General features: G+C 50.5%; 14 protein-coding genes. All 14 read left to right on the top strand.

What is annotated here, in order from left to right; all coding sequences use genetic code 11:
* The first annotated feature begins 43 nt into the window (after positions 1–43).
* Entirely contained in the window at positions 44–1,051 is a 1,008-nt protein-coding gene (gene obgE / locus ACAW75_RS02100) for a GTPase ObgE (protein WP_370727009.1), read from the top strand.
* A gap of 72 nt (positions 1,052–1,123) precedes the next feature.
* Entirely contained in the window at positions 1,124–4,756 is a 3,633-nt protein-coding gene (locus ACAW75_RS02105; RefSeq protein WP_370727010.1) for a sialate O-acetylesterase, read from the top strand.
* 100 nt (positions 4,757–4,856) lie between these two features.
* A complete protein-coding gene (locus tag ACAW75_RS02110) occupies positions 4,857–7,070 on the top strand; it encodes a T9SS type A sorting domain-containing protein (RefSeq protein ID WP_370727011.1) in 2,214 nt (737 codons plus the stop codon).
* A gap of 46 nt (positions 7,071–7,116) precedes the next feature.
* Positions 7,117–7,491, top strand: a complete 375-nt coding sequence (locus ACAW75_RS02115) for an NADH-quinone oxidoreductase subunit A (RefSeq protein ID WP_370727012.1) — start codon at positions 7,117–7,119, stop codon at positions 7,489–7,491.
* Between the two features lie 65 nt (positions 7,492–7,556).
* Entirely contained in the window at positions 7,557–8,102 is a 546-nt protein-coding gene (locus ACAW75_RS02120) for an NADH-quinone oxidoreductase subunit B (protein WP_370727013.1), read from the top strand.
* A 32-nt stretch (positions 8,103–8,134) separates the two neighbouring features.
* Positions 8,135–8,635, top strand: a complete 501-nt coding sequence (locus ACAW75_RS02125) for an NADH-quinone oxidoreductase subunit C (protein WP_370727014.1) — start codon at positions 8,135–8,137, stop codon at positions 8,633–8,635.
* A gap of 118 nt (positions 8,636–8,753) precedes the next feature.
* Positions 8,754–9,998, top strand: coding sequence for an NADH dehydrogenase (quinone) subunit D (gene nuoD / locus ACAW75_RS02130; protein ID WP_370727015.1), 1,245 nt, complete (start codon positions 8,754–8,756; stop codon positions 9,996–9,998).
* Positions 9,999–10,007: 9 nt separating this feature from the next.
* The gene (locus ACAW75_RS02135) at positions 10,008–10,508 is read left to right on the top strand and encodes an NADH-quinone oxidoreductase subunit NuoE family protein (protein WP_370727016.1); all 501 of its coding nucleotides are present in this window, start codon (positions 10,008–10,010) and stop codon (positions 10,506–10,508) included.
* A gap of 37 nt (positions 10,509–10,545) precedes the next feature.
* Positions 10,546–11,589 carry a phytanoyl-CoA dioxygenase family protein gene (locus ACAW75_RS02140; protein ID WP_370727017.1) on the top strand — a complete coding sequence of 348 codons (1,044 nt, stop codon included), beginning with the start codon at positions 10,546–10,548 and terminating at the stop codon, positions 11,587–11,589.
* A gap of 20 nt (positions 11,590–11,609) precedes the next feature.
* The gene (gene nuoF / locus ACAW75_RS02145) at positions 11,610–12,950 is read left to right on the top strand and encodes an NADH-quinone oxidoreductase subunit NuoF (RefSeq protein WP_370727018.1); all 1,341 of its coding nucleotides are present in this window, start codon (positions 11,610–11,612) and stop codon (positions 12,948–12,950) included.
* A 245-nt stretch (positions 12,951–13,195) separates the two neighbouring features.
* Complete coding sequence (locus tag ACAW75_RS02150) at positions 13,196–14,836, top strand: hypothetical protein (protein WP_370727019.1); 1,641 nt, start codon at positions 13,196–13,198, stop codon at positions 14,834–14,836.
* 1 nt (position 14,837) lies between these two features.
* Positions 14,838–15,578, top strand: a complete 741-nt coding sequence (locus ACAW75_RS02155; RefSeq protein ID WP_370727020.1) for a glycosyltransferase — start codon at positions 14,838–14,840, stop codon at positions 15,576–15,578.
* An 8-nt stretch (positions 15,579–15,586) separates the two neighbouring features.
* Positions 15,587–16,591: an STELLO glycosyltransferase family protein gene (locus ACAW75_RS02160; RefSeq protein ID WP_370727021.1), complete on the top strand. Its 1,005-nt coding sequence runs from the start codon at positions 15,587–15,589 to the stop codon at positions 16,589–16,591.
* A gap of 111 nt (positions 16,592–16,702) precedes the next feature.
* Positions 16,703–17,779 carry an NADH-quinone oxidoreductase subunit G gene (locus ACAW75_RS02165; protein WP_370727022.1) on the top strand — a complete coding sequence of 359 codons (1,077 nt, stop codon included), beginning with the start codon at positions 16,703–16,705 and terminating at the stop codon, positions 17,777–17,779.
* The last annotated feature ends 69 nt before the right edge of the window (positions 17,780–17,848 follow it).

The following is a 17,848-nucleotide window of genomic DNA, read 5'->3' on the forward strand; positions in this document are numbered from 1 at the left end:
ATAAGGCTCAACTACCAGTGGTTAACTGCCTAGCGGCTCTTTCATGGCTTCATCCAACTTCATCGACTACGTAAAAATTAACTGCCGCTCAGGACACGGTGGCGCTGGATCTATGCATTTCCGGCGCGAGAAGCACGTACCTAAGGGCGGGCCAGATGGCGGTGATGGTGGGCGAGGAGGCCATATCATCCTGAAAGCCAATGCGCAATTATGGACCTTATTGCATCTGAAATATCAGAAACACATTAAAGCAAGCTCCGGTAACGGTGGAGAAGGTGGGCGCCGGACGGGAGCAGAAGGTGAGGATGTTTACATCGAAGTGCCACTAGGCACTATAGCCCGGCATGCCGAAACCAACGAGGTAATGGCCGAGTTGACCGAAGATGGGCAGGAAATTATATTGCTTCCAGGTGGCCGTGGCGGCTTAGGGAACACGCATTTTAAGTCAGCGACCCAACAAACGCCTCAACATGCACAGCCCGGCGAGCCAGGCAAAGAAGAATGGGTCATTCTGGAATTAAAACTACTGGCCGATGTAGGTCTCGTTGGTTTTCCAAACGCAGGTAAATCAACGCTGTTATCGGTCTTATCGGCCGCACGACCGGAAATTGCGGATTATCCCTTTACAACCCTGGTTCCTAATTTGGGTGTAGTGGCTTATCGCGATTATAAATCCTTTGTTATAGCCGATATCCCCGGCATCATTGAAGGTGCGTCGCAGGGGAAAGGGCTGGGCCTGCGCTTCCTGCGGCATATTGAGCGAAATTCGGTGCTGTTGTTCATGATTCCGGCCAATAGCGACGATATAGCCGCCGAATATCAAATCCTGGCAAACGAGCTCATCGCCTTTAATCCCGAGTTAGCGGATAAAACCAGATTACTGGCGATTACGAAGATAGACTTAGTTGACAATGATGCGCTGAACCAGATACGAAGTAATCTGCCGGAAAATATTCCGTACGTATTTATTTCGTCAGTTCAACAGTACGGCCTTACCGAGTTGAAAGATGTACTCTGGAAAACGCTGACTGCACCTGTTGATCTAACCTGATTAGAAATTTTCACGAGTTACGTATGTACACGCAACTCACCAAGCGTGTGCCTTTCAATCCTCGCTTGACAAATGGCCTCACGCTTGCCCATGAAACTCTTCGCGTTCAGTTGCCGCTTTCTCTTCTTACTACTTTCAGGTTATTGTTCTTTTGCCCAGGTACAGGTTTCTTTCCCGGTTACACGTGCTGTTTTTCAGCGAAATTCAGCAAATAATGCCTCTGTCAGTATAACGGGCACATATACTGTTTCCATCACCCGAATCGAAGCGCGTGCAGAAGCACGTAACGGCCAGGGCACTACTACCGGCTGGCAAACCATTGTCGCCAACCCACAAGGCGGTGCCTTCACCGGAGCATTGACTATGCAGGGTGGCTGGTATAACCTAACGGTTCGCCTGATGCGCGATAACCAGGAGGTCGGCAGCCAAACGATCGAACGGGTTGGTGTGGGCGAAGTATTTATAATAGCTGGTCAGTCGAATGCAGGACGAATAGCGGAAAACGAACGGAGAGACGGTGTGTCGGCCCAAGATGACCGGGTTAGCAGTGTCGTTTTTCAGTATAATGACAATCAATATCCAGCTGATGCGCCAAGTCCGGTTTTTTCCCATCTCGACGGACCCAATGATATTGCTCCCTTTGGCATCGGTTCCTGGTGCTGGGGGACACTGGGCGACCTATTAGCCGCCCGCCTGAACGTACCTGTCCTCTTTTTCAACGCTGTATTTAATGGAACATCCGTTAGAAACTGGGCAGAGACGGCCACTGGTGATCGCACAGTTAGTGACTATACTCCCGTTTTTTATCCGCCCAAGCAACCTTACTTCCATCTAAAATTAGCCTTGCAGAACTATGCGAGTATGATGGGTGTGCGGGCTGTTCTTTGGCATCAGGGCGAAGCTGACAATCAGTTTGAAACCCCTGCCAGTCTGTACGCCGAGCGATTACAGGTGGTAATCGACCAAAGTAGGGCCGATTTTGGCAAAAATATACCGTGGGTGGTTGCTCGTGCATCGTATAGCGATCTTTACTCATTCGACCAAAAGGTGATCGATGGACAAAACCAGGTCATCGCCAATAAACCCAATACGTTCGCCGGGCCTAACACTGATCTGATCCAGATTCCCCGAGCAAGGGCACCGCTATTTGATCCCGTGCATTTTGATAATCCAGGACTAAGTGAAGTGGCATCAGCCTGGAGCGCTAGTCTAAACAGCGCATTTTTTAGCAATACCACGCCCATCAATCCGGCTGGCGCACCAATAGTAACAGTTAGCTGCGCGGGTAACAATGCGGTTACTTATTCTGTCACCAACTACCAGCAGGTCTTTTGGGACTCAGGCGAGACAGGCCAAACGATTACAAAACCAGCCGGTAGTACCGTACGGGCGAAAGTGAAAGACGCCCTCGGCAACCTGCATTATACGCAAACCCTTACGACTGCTCCTGCCCCCACTATCCAGGCCGACGGACCCACGAAGTTCTGCGAAACGGGCCGCGTAAACCTCACAGCCACTACTGATCGGGATTTTGTCTGGAACACGGGGGCAGTGAGCAAGACTATCAGCGTGACCAGCACTGGAAATTATTCAGTATCGGTCAAAGATGTAACTGGTTGTACGTTCACATCAAATGTTATTCCTGTCTCGATCAACCCCATTCCGGCCCGGCCAACCATTACAACGGAGGGATCGCTGACCTCGTGCCTGGGCGACAACACAACGCTATCGGCCAGCCCGGCAGCGACTTACAACTGGAGCAATGGCGAACGTACCCAGCGTATAATCGTTAGCCAGTCGGGTAGCTACTCATTAACTGTAGCCGATGAGAATGGCTGTACCTCACCGGCTTCGGTTGTGATCAGTGCCACGGTCAACCCTCGTCCCGATCCTCTCTCAATCAACTTTACCGGCCGTACTACTTTTTGTGCGAATGAGTCGATAACGCTCAATGCCAGTACTGCCCCCGTATATGAATGGAGCAACGGAACAACCACACCAAGCGTAGTCGTCAACCAATCGGGCCACTACACCGTACGTACCCGGAATTCATTCAATTGCCCATCGGCCCCATCCAATGTGGTAGCCGTAGTGGTGAACCCTTTGCCTGTGACACCCCTTATCAGCAGTGAACGAGCTACCACCTTTTGTCAGGGCGACAATACAGTGCTGGCCGTCACAAACACATCTGCGTCGGGGTATAACTGGAGTAATGGGGCTCGAACGCCCCGTCTTACAGTAACCCAGTCGGGTAGTTATTCACTAACGCTTTCTGATGGAAATGGCTGTGTTTCAGCGCCATCAAATGTAATTGCCATTCTGGTCAACCCCGTTCCGGCCTTACCGCAGGTAACAGCCAGTGGGCGAACTATTTTCTGCGCCAACGAATCGGTAACACTGACGGCCAGCCCCGAAGCGAATTACGAATGGAGTAGTGGCCAATCAACGCAAAGCATTACTGTTAACCAGTCGGGTAGCTATTCGATTCGGACACGCAACCAGTTTAATTGCTTTTCAGAACGTTCAGGGCCAATTAATGTAACAGTAAATCCGCTGCCTGCCACGCCAACTATCAGCAACGAACGACCAACCACCTTTTGCCAGGGCGACAACACAGTGTTGGTAGCGAGCCCAGCCGTAGCTTATAACTGGAATACGGGCGTGCAAACGCAACGATTGACTATTACCCAAAGCGGAAATTTTTCGTTGACAGTATCTGATGCCAATGGGTGTGTGTCGTTGCCCTCAGTTGTTGTTCCCGTAGTCGCTAATCCATTACCAGCAACGCCACAGCTTACCGCTAGCGGGTCTACGACCTTTTGCGCTAATGAATCAATTACCCTAAGCGCAAGTGCCGAAACCAGTTACCTCTGGAACACAGGGCAGACCACACGTAGTATCGGTGTTAACCAGTCAGGTACGTATCTGGTGCGTACTCGTAATCAGTTTAACTGTGAATCTGCACCATCAAACGCGGTTACGATCCTGGTCAACCCGTTACCCGCGCCACCTATCGTATCGGCCAGAGGATCACTTACCTTCTGTGAAGGAACGAGTGTGACATTACAGACAAACTCGCCACTACGCACGTTCTGGTCAACAGGTGATTCGACGCTTACTCTTGTGGTTCGTCAGGCTGGTTTTTATACCGCTCGCGTCCGTGACAGCAATGGCTGCTTGTCTCCTAATAGCTTATCTGTTGCAACAAGTGTACTTCTGCGGCCACAGGCTCCCCAACTGGCGCAGGTTGGTACGTACCTATTGCAAGCAACTGGTGCGGCAGCAACTGAGCGCTATTACTGGCACCGCGATGCAGATTCGCTGACTGTGGCAACTGCCCAGTTGCGTGTAACACAGACAGGGGTCTATAGCGTCCAAACAGCCACTACTTATTCCCCAACGTTGGTCTGCCTATCGGCTCCTTCCACAAGCTATACCTATCAGCTACCAACCGAGAACCAGAATATCAGCCTTTACCCCAACCCCAACCCGACGGGTGACTTCCTGATCGAGACCCTGGTTGACCTGAGCAATGCGGTTATCACTGTTTATACTCTTAGTGGCCAACAGGTGTATCAGACAACCCCTACGCTACTCGACGGACGGCGACAGATCTCGTTGACCTCGCTTTTGCCAGGCCCTTATCTGATCATGATCCAGTCGGGCAGTACGAAAGTGACGAAACGTGTACAGATTGGTCTGTAATAATCACCGGTTGAACGCGTTAACTTTGTGGTCTATTGGCTCCATCGCCGATACCCTAATTCAGGTGATTAGAGCAGTCTTATTACCTACCAACTACTCTATGAACAGTATATCTATGCGCTGGATTTTATACGGGCTATTCGTTTGTTTACTTACATCACCAACATTTGCGCAGACGCTGGCTACTGGTATTGATATTACGTATCCGGAAACCCGTGCCGTATTTCAGCGAGACAACGATAACACTACCACCATTTTTGTTTCCGGTTCTTACTTCCAGCCTGTCGATAGCCTCCAGGTACGTTTGGTTGCCGAAGTAGCGGGGCAGGGAATCAATACCGAATGGCGAACCCTGCAAAAGGCCGTTCAGGGTGGTGTCTTTCAGGGCCGAATAAAAGGTACGGGTGGTTGGTATCGCCTCGAAGTGCAGGGATTTTACAACGGGGCTGTAGTGGCCAGCGATGTCGTTCGTAAAGTTGGCATCGGCGAAGTATTTATTATCACGGGGCAATCCAACGCACAGGGTTTTCAGGATTTTGGCGCCGTTGGGGCCGCCGATGACCGGGTTAATTGCGTCAGCTATAACAATTCACTGGCCAACTCGCTGGCAGACCCACCCGCTCCTGTTTTCGAACAATTGAGTGCCACCTCGGTGATCGGTATGCGGGGGCAAAGTGCCTGGTGCTGGGGGCGACTTGGCGACCTGTTGGCTCAACAGTACAACGTGCCTGTGCTATTTATCAACACGGCCTGGGCTGGTACAACTATCCGAAACTGGATTGAAAGTTTCGACGATAAAGTAACGAAGAACATTTTTGCACTTGGTACCCCCAACGAAAATATGCCCAGGGGTATGCCATACGCCAATCTGCGTATTGCGCTACGCTATTATTGCTCACTACAGGGGCTCAGGGCCATTCTCTGGCACCAGGGCGAAACGGATAATATTCCACTTCATCTGGAACGCGAAGAATACCGGCGGTTATTACAGAGCCTGATTGATAAAACGCGCACCGACACCAATCGTTACCCAGCCTGGATTCTGGCCCGCGCTTCTAGAAATAGTCAGTTAGACGGCACCTGCTTTCAGAATTGCAATGGTAACCAGGATTGTATTGATAAATGCCCGAATGTCTTTTCAAACAGCGATAAAATCACGGGCGGCCAAACGGACATTATCAACTCATTTAATAATAACGTATACGCAGGTCCATTTACCGACAATATCCAGCCCGCCCGGCCCGATGGCGTTCACTTTTCGGGCGATGGCCTCCTTCAGTTAGCACAAGCCTGGTACCAAAGCATGAGCCCGGTCTTTTTTGCCAGCTCGATTCCACTGCTCCCTACTGTGCAGCCAACAATAGCTGCCGCCTGCGGCCCAACGGATAACAGCATAAACGTAGTCCTCCCTTCAGGTTTCAGTAGCTACACATGGCGCACCGGGCAAACAACCCGTACCTTGACCATCACGCAGCCTGGCCAATACGAGGCCACCATGAAAGACGCGAGTGGTAATACGTTCTTATCGCCTAAGATTGACGTTCGTGCTCCCCTTCAGCCTGCTGTGCCTACTATTTCCGTAGCGCAACAAGGGACGGCAGTAGCGGCTTCGCAACAGCAAATCTGTGCCGATTCAGTGCTATCGTTAGTGGCTAACGTACCCACACAGGCCGCGGCCCAGTGGAGCAACGGGATCAATCAGCGCGTGCTGAATGCCGGTAATGCGGGCACCTATAGTGTCAGGGCCGTAAATACCTATGGTTGCCGATCGGCCAGCTCTCCAGCCATTACGCTCATCGTACGGCCTAAGTTAGTGACGCCTACTATTGCGCAGGCTGGCGTATATACCCTACAGGCCACCTTACCGGCTTACCCCAATAATGAACAGTTTGACTGGCGCCGGGGCACAACGTTCCTGAATAACCAGAACGGAGCCATTGCCAAGGCCATTATCACCGGGACGTATTCTGCCCGTGCCAAAGCGAAATTCACCCTCGCTGGTGCACCAGATCTGACTTGTTATTCCAACTTCTCCAATGAGATTCCATTTGTCTCATCGGAGAACTCTGAAGGCTTAAGCGTCTATCCGAATCCGGCTTCGAACGGTTATATAGCCGTCGAAACGGTAGAGAACCTACAGAACGTTGAGCTGACGGTACATACGCTTACGGGCCAGCTGGTTTTTTCTGCCAAAGTTCCTTCTTTCGATGAGCGAAAACTCATCAGCGTAGCCGGGCTTACCTCTGGTCAGTACATTGTTCGCCTGAAAACCGCAGGCTTCAACGTGGCCAAGCGTATTGTGGTTATCCAGTAAGCCGTTTTATAACTAACTTGCGGTCCTCTTAAAGCCCGTTCAATGCATGAACACAGCATCGTATTTGCCTTCCGATTACGTACCCATCTTTATCCAGTTGGCCCTGGCCCTGGGGTTTATCATCACAACGATGGTCGTTACCCACAGCATCGGCCCAAAACGCCACAGCCAGAAAAAGGACGACCCATTTGAATGTGGTATTCCCGCCCAGGGGGATGCACGTGCGCCTATTTCGATTAAGTACTTCTTGATCGCAATTCTGTTCGTTTTATTCGACGTAGAAGTAATCTTTTTGTACCCCTGGGCTGTTAACTTTTTAAAGCTTGGCACCGCTGGTTTCATCCAGATGATTTTGTTTATGGGCCTGCTTCTGGCTGGCTTCTATTACGTTATTCGGAAAGGCGTTTTGAATTGGGAATAAACAAAGGCATATGGACCCCGTAGCTTGCTCTGGTCACAATCCATTGCCTTCGAACAAAAAAGATTATGTCATCATCTGTCAAGATGGTAGAGGCCCCCGAAGGCCATGAAGGCTCGGGGTTCTTTGCTACTTCGCTCGATAAAGTTGTTGGTATGGCCCGGGCAAATTCGCTCTGGCCTTTGCCATTTGCCACCTCTTGTTGTGGCATCGAATTTATGGCCACAATGGGGTCGCATTACGATTTCGCCCGTTTTGGTTCTGAACGGCCCAGTTTCTCGCCCCGGCAGGCTGATCTGCTCATGGTGATGGGGACGATCGCTAAAAAAATGGCCCCGATTGTAAAGCAGGTCTATCTTCAGATGGCTGAACCCCGCTGGGTGATTGCCATGGGAGCCTGTGCTAGTAGCGGAGGAATTTTCGATACCTACAGTGTACTACAGGGTATTGATCGGATTATCCCGGTAGACGTGTATATACCTGGCTGCCCGCCCCGCCCCGAGCAGGTAATTGAAGGGCTGATGCAGATTCAGGAGATGGCCCGTAACGAATCTACCCGCCGTCGTAACACAGAAGAGTACCAGTTGCTGTTGAATTCATATGGCATTCAATAGCCTGTCTGAATTGTCTAATAAGAACCTCCCGTATGCTCACTAACCAGGCCATTGCCGAAGACCTGATTAAGCAGTTTGGCGCGAACGTGTACGATTTCGATGAGCCCTATGGCCTCCTGACGTTATCGGCATCACGAGAGCAAATCGTACCTATTCTGCTGTATCTCAAAGATCATAAAACGTATCAGATCAATTTTCTGACAGACATCACTGGCGTTCATTACCCAGATGAGCCGGGTCGTGAGTTTTGTGTAGTTTATCACGCCCACAGTCTGGTCCATAATTTCCGGGTACGTATCAAAGTATTCCTGTCAGAGGCAGATCTGCACATTCCCAGCATGACTGTCCTGTATGCATCGGCCAACTGGATGGAGCGCGAAACCTTTGATTTCTTCGGCATTCAGTTCGATGGTCATCCAAATCTGGTTCGTATTCTAAATATGGAAGAGATGGATTACTACCCCATGCGGAAGCAGTACCCGCTGGAAGACGGCACTCGGGAAGATAAGATAGACGCCTTGTTTGGGCGATAAACTAAAGCAGTTGTCTGTTTACTGTTTTCCGTTTACTGTTGCGCTGCTTAATCGCCAGTAACGAGCACAGGCAGCGCAACGGTAAACGGAAAACAGTAAACAGACAACTTGACTTGTTATGACCACTGAAGATCTTAGCATAGACGCTGTTGGAGCACGCAATACCCCGGCAACTCCCGAAGGGCCCATTCAGTACGTTAATGAACTGACGACATTGAATCTGGGGCCTACTCACCCGGCCACCCACGGTATTTTCCAGAACATCCTGCAAATGGACGGTGAAAAAATCGTGTCGGGCGAACAAACCATTGGCTATATCCATCGGGCGTTCGAAAAAATAGCCGAACGCCGGCCTTTATATCAGATTACGACGCTTACCGACCGAATGAATTATTGCTCGTCACCGATCAATAACCTCGGCTGGATGATGACTGTCGAAAAACTACTGGGTGTACAGACGCCAAAACGGGCCGACTATATCCGGGTGATCATGATGGAGCTGGCCCGTATCTCAGATCACCTCATCTGTAACGGTATTCTCGGCGTTGATACGGGTGCATTTACGGGATTCCTGTATCTGTTCGAAGAGCGCGAAAACATTTACGAGATCTACGAGGAAATGTGCGGTGCCCGTCTGACTACCAACATGGGTCGGATCGGCGGTATGGAACGAGACCTGTCAGCCGAAGCGATTCGCAAGATCCGTAAGTTTCTCAAGGATTTCCCTCCCGTGATGAAGGAGTTTGAGAAGCTCTTTAACCGGAACCGCATCTTCATGGATCGGATCGTCGACGTAGGGCCAATCACCGCTGAACGGGCATTGAGCTATGGCTTTACCGGCCCCAACCTGCGGGCCGCCGGCGTAGACTACGATGTTCGGGCCATGAATCCATATTCATCTTACGAAGATTTCGAATTTGAGATTCCTGTTGGTGAAAGCGGCGACACGTACGACCGGTTCATGGTGCGTAACGAAGAAATTTGGCAGAGCCTGCGCATTATAGAACAGGCGCTTGATAAGTTACCCGACGGCCCCTATTATGCCGATGCACCGGAATACTACCTGCCGCCCAAACAGGAAGTATATAAAAACATGGAAGCCCTGATTTACCACTTCAAAATTGTGATGGGCGAGATTGATGCACCGGTTGGCGAAGTATATCACGCCGTAGAAGGCGGAAATGGTGAACTCGGCTTTTATCTGATAAGTGATGGAGGCCGTGCGCCCTATCGGTTACACTTCCGTCGCCCTAGTTTTATTTATTATCAGGCATTTCCGGAAATGTGCAAAGGCACAACCTTGTCAGATGCCATTGTCATTATGAGTAGCCTGAATGTGATTGCAGGCGAATTAGACGCATAAGAATTAGCCATGACCACCGAAGCGCACCCTAACGTTACCTTCACGCCCGAGCGGCTGACGCTGGCAAAGGAGATTATTGCCCGGTATCCGGCTGGTAAGCAAAAATCAGCCCTATTACCCCTACTTCACTTATTACAGGAACAGGAAGGCTGGACTAGCCCCGAAGGGATGGATATGGTTGCCGGACTTCTGGATATCCAGCCGATAGAAGCCTACGAAGTGGCCTCGTTCTATACGATGTACCATCTTGAGCCAGTCGGTAAACACGTTATTGAATACTGCCGTACCGGCCCGTGCTGCCTGATGGGGGGTGAAGAGGTATACGATCACTTGAAACGATCGCTTGGTATCGAAGCCGGCCAAACCACCCCCGATGGTTTGTTCACGGTGAAAGAAGTGGAATGTCTGGCTGCCTGTGGGATGGGGCCCGTATTTCAGATTCGGGAAAAATATTACATGAATTTAACGAATGACCGCGTCGACGAGATCATTCGCGAGTTGAGTGCCTAGCCAACTGCGTACTCATTAGTGTCACCGTAACAGAAAAATGGAAAGTAAGATCAAAGACAAACTGCGCCGTTTGTATCGAATGGCCAAGCATAAGTTGAATAGCCCTCAACGCGACTTTGATGTTGATACCTTACCCTGGATTGACCGTCCGGGTGCCGATATCGACGCGTTTTTGGCTCGGTTCGACGTACCTGTCGACTTTCCATACGACCTGAAAGAATTGCTGGAGCAGTGGCAGAACCAAGGCTATGTGATCCTGAAAGGGGCTTTACCGACCGATTGGACAGACGCCCTTTGGGATGAAGTGGAGACTACGATAGATCAACATAAGCAGCATTCCTTGAAAGCGCTTGTTTATCAGTTCAATGACCGAAAAGAAACGCCAATTCACGCAGTGCCGAAAGAGAAACTCAACGGAATTGGCGCCCGTCTGCTTGAGTACCATAGCAGCTCGGTCATGGCCAAACAGGTGATGACTCATCCACACATCGCTACCTTTTTGAAAGCGATCTTTGATGAGCCCATCAGTGTGTTTCAAAGCCTGATCTTCAAGTATGGCAGCCAGCAGGACACGCATCAGGACTTCCCCTGGGTACGTTCTGGTATTGCCTCGCATTTAGCTGCCGCCTGGATCCCTCTGGAAGACGTACACATTGATTCAGGCCCCCTTTATTATTATCCTGGTTCGCATCGGATGCCTAAATACAATTTTGGAACGGGCATCTTACACAAACCAGACTCTTTTTTCTCGCCTGATCAGTTTTCTGTTTATCTCGACAAGACGTGCGATAAGCTACGTTTAGAGAAGAAGACATTATTATTGAAGAAGGGAGACCTGTTAGTATGGCATGGTGCGCTGGCTCATGGTGGTAACCGGATTGGCAATGCTAACCTGACCCGAAAGTCGTTCGTCTGCCATTATTCCACAGTGAGGTCGTATCCAAAGCACCGGCTTGAAGTGCCTGGTATCGACACCTCCCCGGTAAATTATTACAATGATATTGCGATCTATGTGAATCCGGAAAACTCTGCTGAGGAAGACAAAATAGATGTAGGGAATACCTTGTATCAACTCTCATAAAGTCTTGTAATTTGTTCGTTATGGGCAAGAAAATATTAACTGAACATATCAACGTACCTGGCATCGAGACGTTCGATGTGTACCGCAAACAAGGTGGTTACTCTGCCGTTGAAAAAGCGCTGAAAACCATGACGCCTGAAAGCGTGGTGGAGGAGGTGAAAAAAGCGGGCGTTCGCGGTCGTGGGGGCGCCGGATTCCCAATGGGTATGAAATGGAGTTTCCTGGCCAAACCTGAAGGTGTACCCCGTTACCTCGTCTGCAACGCCGATGAATCAGAGCCAGGTACGTTCAAAGACCATTACCTAATGAAGAACATTCCTCATCTACTGATAGAAGGAATGATCATTTCATCGTTTGCGCTGGGTGCCAATACATCATTCATCTACGTTCGTGGGGAACTGATGTACGTGATCCGTATTTTGGAAAAAGCCATTGCTGAAGCAAAAGCAGCAGGTTTTCTGGGGAAAAATATACTAGGAAGCGGCTACGATCTGGAATTGGTCGTTCAGCCTGGCGGCGGGGCCTACATTTGTGGCGAAGAAACAGCCCTGCTCGAATCGCTGGAAGGTAAACGCGGTAACCCGCGGAATAAACCACCTTTCCCGGCTGTTAAAGGCCTTTACCAGTGCCCCACGGTTGTGAACAACGTGGAGTCGATTGCCACTACCTCATGGATTGTTACTAATGGTGGCGATGCCTACGCGGGTATCGGTATCGGTCGTAGCACAGGAACAAAACTGATTTCGGCGTCAGGTCATATCAAAAAACCGGGTGTATACGAAATTGAATTAGGTGTTCCCGTCGAAGAGTTTATTTACTCAGATGAATGGTGTGGCGGTATTCGTGATGGGCATCACCTGAAAGCACTGGTTGCCGGAGGGTCATCAGTACCTATTCTTCCTGCCGAACTATCCCTGAAACTAGCGAATGGCGAGCCGCGTCTGATGAGCTATGAATCGCTCTCGGAAGGGGGCTTCCAGACGGGCACCATGCTGGGGTCGGGAGGCTTTATTGTTTTCGACGAAACAGCTTGTATTGTTCGGAACACCTGGAATTTTAGTCGATTCTACCACCATGAATCGTGTGGCCAGTGTAGTCCTTGCCGCGAAGGAACGGGCTGGATGGAAAAGGTGCTTCACCGCATCGAACATGGCCACGGTAGCATGCATGATATTGATCTGCTGGTCGATGTAGCCAGGAAAATTGAAGGCAACACCATTTGTCCGCTTGGCGACGCGGCGGCCTGGCCAGTTGCCAGTGCGATTCGCCATTTCCGGGACGAATTTGAGTGGCATATTACCAACCCCGTTGAGGCCACTCAGCCAGGGGCCGTCTATCAGGGCCATATGGCCTTAGTTTAACGCTCAGTGACTGATCAGGAAACAGGGGCAACTTACAGGCGTAGGTTGCCCCTGTGCTTTTAGGATGCATCACCAGTAGACACGGCCAATCGAGCGGGCTTTTTACGGTAAGCTTTTGATTCTTACCTGTCTGTTTTTCCCTTTGACAGAAACATTTACAGGGCGCGGGTTTCCTCCGAACGATCAGAATTATCTGCCTAATAGCCTGAAAGCATTAACTTGCGCCTCCATTACCACTACCCATTATGCCTACTGGACGAGTGAAGGATTTTGCGGGCATCCTTTTTATACTGCTAAGTAGCTTAGTGTTGACCTATAAAATGGCCTATCGAATCGACGTTGTTGCAACCGATGACGATGTGTATTTCCATAATGGGTTGATCGCTACCTGGCAACACTTACCGCCCATTCAGATGGCTCCGTTGTTTAGTGCCTGGTACCTGCTTATTCATGCGTTTACCGGCGACGTGATCGACACTTACTATGTGAGTTGTACGTTACTCTCCATTCTACCCGGCGTTCTCTTCTATCTACTCTTCCGTAGTTTGGGCATCAACGTGCTGATTAGTACGGCGTTGTCGGTTGGCTTCCTGTTTGCGCAACTCAATCTTCCGCTTCAGCCAAAGGTATCGGTTTTTACCATGCTGTTTTTGATGGGTGGTCTTATTGCCGCTAATTACCAGAAAAAGCCCGTCGGTAAGTTGACAGTTGCGGCATTGAGTGCATTGCTGGCAGCCTATGGCCGTCCTGAATTCTTTCTATCATTCCTGCTTCTTTGCGGTATTGCGCTGGTCTATTATGGCTGGCAACGCAGATCGGTGTGGCAACCACTTCCCTATTCGCTGGTAGGCCTTATGGGGGCCGCCGCCCTGCTGGTGCTTGCCTTCGGCTCACCGCTGGCAGGAGGCCGAAGCGTCATCGCTTTTGGGCAACACTTTGCGTTAAACTATTCGGTCTGGCATCCTGAAATACCAGCCTCACCATGGATGCATTCAGCTACGTTCATCAAGCATGGTTTTGGGCGTGAGGTCACCTCCATGTCAGACGCGTTTTTTCTGAATCCAGGGCTGTTTATGCGCCATGTAGGAGCCAATCTGCTGAACCTAATCAGTAGTACCGGTCGTAACTTGTACGATATACTGATCAACCCCTGGCTGTCTCGTCTGGTATTTCCGGGCCGTCGGTATGTATTACTGGCTCTGGCCCTCGCCTTCATCGGGCTAACCGACTGGCCGCGCACTGTACGCGCAATGTGGCAAGATGCCCGTCGGCACGGCTGGTTCTGGCTATGCCTGGTGGTTATGTTGGTGTCTACCTACATTTCCTGCATCCTGATCTACCCCCGCGAGCATTACATTCTGTTTCAGATTATGCTCTATCTGAGTATGGTTGGCGTTGCTCTGCAGTCAGTTACGTTTCGGGCTTTACCATGGCCAGCCCTACCCTGGGGAGTGCGTTATGCCGTTTTTGGCGCAGCGTTACTGCTTTTCCTGGCTCCTTATTGGCGAGCCGACCAGGAATCGAAACCAACGCCAACGGTTGATCTGCTTCGGTTTTTGCAGCGAATACCCGTACAGGGTGCAGTCAGTATGACCGGTAATGCACCACTGATGTACGACCTGTATCTGGGCGATAACTGGAAATTCTGGTATCTGGAACGATACCATCCTGTAAATATGGAGGGGTTCTTCAAGCAGTTCAATATCAACTGTATCCATGTGCGGCCCGATATGCTGGATATTTATAACAGGGATCCCTTCTTTGCCCGCCTGATTGCCAATCCTGGTGCTTTAGACTTTGTTCGGTACAACACTGACAAGCCCAACCAGTATGTACTTGTCCAAAATCAACTACCATCAGTAGTACACTCCCCCCAATCCCACTGACGTGCTTTTCTACGAAAACAATTTCGCCATTGTTACACCAATGGCGAATGAAGAAAAAGAATTTGCGGAATACACCTCGGCACTCGCCACCGAATTAGACAAGCTACAATGTGGTTGTGTCTACATGGTCATCGATAGCGTAACCAAAGATCGAACCCTCGAACTGGCCAGGGAATTATCGGTACGCGATCAACGCTTTATCACCATCTGGGCGCCCGAAAACCGCAATATTGTTGATGCCTATCTGCGCGGCTATCGTGAGGCGCTTAAAAATGGGCACGATATTATCATTGAAATGGATGCCGGCCTCTCCCACGACCCACGCGCTATTCCAATGTTTCTGCGTGTGCTGAACGAAGGCAATGAGTGCGCATTTGGCAGTCGGTTCATCAATGGAGGGTCAATCTACAAGTCGAATTTCAAGCGCACCTTTCTGTCTAAAATAGGCACGATTTTATCGAACTTGTTGCTAGGCAGTACTATGCACGACATGACGTCTGGTTTTCAGGGGTTTCATGCCAGTACGGTAGCCGAGTTCACCGCTTATCCGCTGAAGTCGACGGCCCACTTTTATCAGACTGAATTACGCTACCTGCTTCGTAAAAAACGATTCGCCGAAATTCCCATTCATTACCGGGCACCATCGCCCAGCGTTTCAGACAACGCCATTAAAAATTCGCTCTCCACGCTCTGGTACTATTTTAAACTGCGCCTGTCAGGAAAACCAGCGCTGATCGAGTAGAAAAACATATGAACGACACTACCTATCTAGTCATTACCTCCATATCGGCTCCCAATGCCGTTCTGAAAGACTGTGCTGATCAATCGACGGCACACGGCGTCAAGTTTGTGGTGATGGGCGATACAAAGTCACCTGCCCAGTTCGACCTCCCTGGCTGCGACTTCTGGGACATCAACCGGCAGCTGGCCCTCCCGTTCGCGCTGGTTAAAGACCTGCCGACCCGGCATTATGGTCGAAAAAACCTTGGCTACCTGGTGGCCATGCAGCAGGGAGCGCAAGTCATTCTGGAAACAGACGACGACAATTACCCCCGGGCCCCTTTCTGGGAAACCCGGCAACGTACCCAGCCGGCACACAACCTGACTGAAACGGGTTGGACAAACGTGTACAAGTACTTTACTGATAAGCACATCTGGCCGCGGGGTTATGCACTGGAGCACCTCCACGATCCACTCCCCCAATTGCCTGGTTTATCTGATGTACTTTGCCCTATTCAGCAGGGATTGGCCGATGAAAACCCGGACGTCGACGCCATTTATCGCCTGACGTTGCCACTGCCTGTTTCATTTGAGCAGCGCGAGAGCATAGCCCTTGGCAATGGCGCCTGGTGTGCCTTCAACAGTCAGAATACAACCTGGTTCCCGGAGGCTTTTCCGCTGCTTTATCTGCCGTCGCATTGCAGTTTCCGGATGACTGATATCTGGCGCAGCTATGTAGCGCAACGAGTAGCCTGGACCTGCGGATGGAGCATACTCTTCCACAACGCAACGGTGTGGCAGGAGCGGAATGAACATAACCTGATGCGCGACTTTGACGACGAAGTCAGTGGGTATACACAGAACCTTCAGATCTGCCGCGATCTTGCCGATTTAGACTTGCCACATGGCACTGCCCACATCCATGCTAATCTACTCCGCTGTTATCGGCTGCTAACCGAAAAAAACTATGTGGGGAAAGCTGAAATGCCGTTGGTCGAAGCCTGGGTCGCCGACATTCAAAAGTTGGGTTTCTGATGGTTGTGTAGTTATTTTACAGTTAAAGAAGGATCGCTTAATAGGCTAATCGACTTCTTTATCGTTATACATAGTAGCGCCCCTTTTGGGCAAGCGAACTGCCTTCAAAACATGGTTGATAATCAAGTTCAGTTAGTCAAAGTAACCGTCGACGGCATCGAGGTCGAAGTTGAGCCGGGGACAACTATTCTTCAGGCAGCCCGTAAAATTGGTCCCGAAGTGGCACCGCCGGCCATGTGTTACTACGAGCCGCTGAAAGGCAGTGGTGGTAAATGCCGGGCCTGTCTGGTTCGGGTGGCTGCCGGGTCAACAAAAGATCCGCGCCCCATGCCGAAACTGGTTGCCTCGTGCATCACGCCGGTTCAGGACGGTATGGTTGTTGAGAATTTCTCGAATCCGGCTGTATTGGAAGCCCGCAAAGGCATTGTTGAATTTCTGCTCATCAACCACCCCCTCGACTGCCCTGTTTGTGACCAGGCTGGCGAGTGCGATCTGCAAAATTTCGCCTTTGAGCATGGTGCCGCGCAGACCCGTTACGAAGAAGAACGCCGTACGTTCGAGAAAACGGATATTGGCCCGTATATCCAACTACACATGACGCGCTGCATTTTGTGCTACCGTTGCGTGTATACGGCCGATCAGATCACCGAAAAACGCGTGCATGGCGTACTGAACCGGGGCGATGCCTCAGAGATAGGTACGTATATCGAAAAGGCCATCGACAACGATTTCTCAGGCAACGTCATTGATGTTTGTCCCGTTGGCGCACTGACCGACAAAACGTACCGCTTCAAAAACCGGGTATGGTTTACCAAACCCGTTGATGCGCACCGCGACTGCCCAACCTGTTCAGGCAAGGTATCGTTATGGTATCGGGGCAGCGATGTTATTCGGGTAACAGCGCGAAAGAATGAATGGGGCGAGGTAAAAGAATTTATCTGTAACACCTGCCGCTTCGACAAAAAAGACACGGCCGACTGGGTGGTAGAAGGGCCAACGAAGATTTCGCGAGCGTCTGTGATTTCGGCCAACAAATACCGTAAAGACCTGACTCTCCCCTCTTTTGGCGCACGCGTGGCCGCTGCTGAGTACAAGCCCATCAACGATGAGCGTGATACCTCGCAACTGGATATTCAACAGCTGCCTCCCGAACGTTTCGCCAAAACATTGCCTTCGGCAAAAGAATAGTTTACTGTCTTCTGTTCCTGTTTTCTGTTGCTCTGCTGATGAGGCACTTCCTGACTTATGGCGAACAAC

Source organism: Fibrella arboris (genome assembly GCF_041321095.1).
In the GTDB taxonomy this organism is placed as follows: Bacteria; Bacteroidota; Bacteroidia; order Cytophagales; family Spirosomataceae; genus Fibrella; species Fibrella arboris.